Origin of the sequence: Pseudoalteromonas sp. SWYJZ98, assembly GCF_015864495.1 — a bacterium.
Classification (GTDB): domain Bacteria; phylum Pseudomonadota; class Gammaproteobacteria; order Enterobacterales; family Alteromonadaceae; genus Pseudoalteromonas; species Pseudoalteromonas distincta.
Window position 1 is genome coordinate 1 of the sequence record NZ_JADYXA010000080.1, and the last position, 2,877, is coordinate 2,877.

A 2,877-nucleotide genomic window follows, 5' to 3' on the forward strand; every position below is an offset into this window, starting at 1 on the left:
TTCAATCTGAGCCATGATCAAACTCTTCAATTAAAAAGTTTTATGTCTTTCGACAGCTCAATGAATTCTGAATTTATTTTAATATCTTTCGATATTGAATTGACTGTGCCGAATAATTACCTAAATAATTATTCTGTTGGTCACTCAGTTTTCAATTGAGACTCTAATTTGTTTGCCTCGCTACCTAAGTAGGTTGGCTGTTAGAACTCAATCTGTACGAGTGCCCACACAGATGATTGCTTTATATTGTTAAAGAACGTTTTGAGTCGCTTTAGCGTCTCAAGGGATGCGAATAATACACCCTTTATTTTTCGAGTCAACACTTAGTTTTAAACTTTCTTTCGACAATTTAAAACCGAAGTTTTATTTAACTCTCTGAGGTAGTTCGTGCCTCGCTATGCTTCAGCGTTTCCCGTCTCAGTGGGGTCGCATTATAGGGAGAACAGATTTTTACGCAAGTACTTTTTTAAAGAAAAAGTAAAAAAAGATACTGTTCGGTCAGTATCTGAACTAAACCCCCTGAAACTGATAGTTTTGTAACCAAACGGTGCCTTTTATGGTACAAAAATAACCTTGCTGATACACTCAAAGCTAATAACTATTATCTAAAAGGTACTAAATATGGCAATCCGTTCTTATAAAGGTGTAACTCCTTCGTTTAATTCGTCTGTTTATATTGATGAGTCATCAGTTTTGGTTGGTGATATTACTTTAGGTGATAATAGTAGTGTTTGGCCTTTAGTAGCTGCCCGAGGCGATGTTAACTATATACGTATTGGTAAACGCTCCAATATACAAGATGGCAGTGTATTGCATTTATCTCGTGCAACTAAAAGCAATCCAGATGGTTATCCACTTATTATAGGTGACGATGTAACTGTAGGTCATAAGGTAATGCTGCACGGATGTATATTAGGAAACCGTATACTTGTAGGTATGGGCGCTATTATTTTGGATAACGTGGTTGTTGAAGATGATGTAATGATAGGTGGGGGATCTTTGGTACCACCAAACAAACGCTTAGAGTCTGGTTACTTATATGTAGGGAGTCCGGTTAAGCAAGCCCGCCCTCTAACGGAGCAAGAACTTGCCTTTTTAAAAATATCTGCCAATAACTACGTATCACTTAAAGATGAGTATTTAGCTGAAATAGCTAATTTAAGTTAATAAGCTTACTTCAATTTGGCCTGCCGAGTTATAGCTCTCTTCTTCGATAAGCTCCTCGGCACGTTCTTCGTAATCAAAACGATACTTTTCAAAATACTCTGTTGCATGGCTTTCGTCTGTTAATTTAAGTGTATTTACTTCTATTACACACTCCACCAGCATGCCACTAACTTGTGCAAAAAATACTAACTGATGATCGGGCTCTCTAAACTCTAGCCTATCTATAAATTGTATTGCCTGATTCATTTAAGCATTCCTTGTTTGAGCGCATCAACGACGGGAAGTATTTTTGGCATTTTATTACGCCATACATAATATGCTTGAGCAGCTTGGCCAACTAACATGCCACTGCCATCTAAAAGCTTAGCGTTAATATTATGCTGTGCAACCCAATTCATAAAAATGGTATTTTGCAGTGAATAAAACATGTCATAAGCGACTTCACAGTTAGTTATGTGTTTTTTATCAAGTGCTGGAAGTTCGTTATTCATACTGCTAGAGGTAGAGTTTATTATTAGTGAGTAATCGCTTACTGGTAAATCATCAAAACCAAAGCCAGATACTGGTCCATATTGGGTAAACAGCTCTGCGAGTTCTTTGGCTTTTTGTGCTGTGCGATTAACTATTATTATTTCCTGAGGGTTATGCTCTAACAAAGGTAAAATAACCCCTCGAGCAGCACCGCCCGCACCTATGATTAAAATGCGTTTATTAGTTATGGCTACTTCATTAGCGAGTAAATCATTTACAAAGCCCACACCATCGGTGTTATCACCGAGTAATGAGTCATCATCTCGTTTTTTTAATGTATTAACAGCCCCTACTATTTTGGCTAATGGCGTAAGCTCATCAGCCATTGCATAAGCTTGCTCTTTAAATGGCATTGTAACGTTAGCACCCACACCGCCTTGCTCAAAAAAAGACAATACTGTTTTTTCAAAGTTATCGATAGGTGCTAATATTGCGCGATAGTCGATTTGCTCACCCAGTGATACAGCAAATTGTTTATGTATCGCGGGGGATTTTGAATGTTTAATTGGATTTCCAAAAACCGCATATTTGTCCATTTTAAAGCAACCTCTTTGCAGCTATAACACTGCCTATTAACGATGATAAGTAATATGATTAAACGACTTTTTTCTAAATCTAAGCCGGCTCCCGAGCAACAGGCTCCTACTCCTGAAAAAACACCGTATGAAATAATAGGTGGAGAGAAAGGGGCGCGAGCTATCTCCAATCGATTCTACGACATAATGGAGTCAGATGAATACGCTAAACCGTTATATGATATGCATCCTCTGCCATTAGATCGAATTCGCCAAGTATTTTTTGAATTTTTATCTGGTTGGTTAGGCGGGCCAAACCTATTTACTGAAAAACATGGCCAGCCAATGCTACGTAAAAGACATATGCCTTTTACTGTAGATAAAGCATTGCGCGATCAGTGGATGTACTGCATGAATAAAACGCTGGATATAGAAATAGACAATCCGTTGTTGCGTGAAGGCTTAAAGCAATCATTCTCTCAACTAGCAACGCACATGATCAATCAGCATTAAATTTATATATAGCCATAATGCAAAAAGGCGCTAATTAGCTGTCTCTTATACACAAATCCCTGCTAAGAAATTAGCGGGGATTTTTTTGAACTAAATCTCAATGTCATGATCAGATCTTCAAATCTTGTTTGAGGGCACATTATGATTAACG

The 2,877-nt window shown here is 37.7% G+C and carries 4 protein-coding genes; 2 read left to right on the top strand and 2 right to left on the bottom strand.

The annotated features are described in order from the left end of the window. Positions 1 to 621: 621 nt before the first annotated feature. Positions 622 to 1,167, top strand: a complete 546-nt coding sequence (locus I6F10_RS19750) for a gamma carbonic anhydrase family protein (protein WP_165745045.1) — start codon at positions 622 to 624, stop codon at positions 1,165 to 1,167. Here the strand turns inward: I6F10_RS19750 and I6F10_RS19755 are convergent. Further along, entirely contained in the window at positions 1,159 to 1,413 is a 255-nt protein-coding gene (locus I6F10_RS19755; protein ID WP_004335144.1) for a DUF1488 family protein, read from the bottom strand. The genes I6F10_RS19750 and I6F10_RS19755 overlap by 9 nt on opposite strands. Then, on the bottom strand, positions 1,410 to 2,234 hold the full coding sequence (gene aroE / locus I6F10_RS19760; RefSeq protein WP_165745046.1) for a shikimate dehydrogenase: 825 nt from the start codon (positions 2,232 to 2,234) through the stop codon (positions 1,410 to 1,412). Before aroE ends, I6F10_RS19755 begins: the two co-directional genes overlap by 4 nt. A 54-nt stretch (positions 2,235 to 2,288) precedes the next feature. Between aroE and I6F10_RS19765 the strand changes: the two genes are divergently transcribed. Then, positions 2,289 to 2,726, top strand: a complete 438-nt coding sequence (locus I6F10_RS19765; protein WP_004335148.1) for a group II truncated hemoglobin — start codon at positions 2,289 to 2,291, stop codon at positions 2,724 to 2,726. Positions 2,727 to 2,877 lie beyond the last annotated feature (151 nt).

Excerpts from the sequence above, each read along its gene's own strand:
- I6F10_RS19750 (WP_165745045.1), top strand. The coding sequence starts at position 622 with ATGGCAATCCGTTCTTATAAAGGTGTAACTCCTTCGTTTAATTCGTCT.
- I6F10_RS19755 (WP_004335144.1), bottom strand. The coding sequence starts at position 1,413 with ATGAATCAGGCAATACAATTTATAGATAGGCTAGAGTTTAGAGAGCCC.
- aroE (WP_165745046.1), bottom strand. The coding sequence starts at position 2,234 with ATGGACAAATATGCGGTTTTTGGAAATCCAATTAAACATTCAAAATCC.
- I6F10_RS19765 (WP_004335148.1), top strand. The coding sequence starts at position 2,289 with ATGATTAAACGACTTTTTTCTAAATCTAAGCCGGCTCCCGAGCAACAG.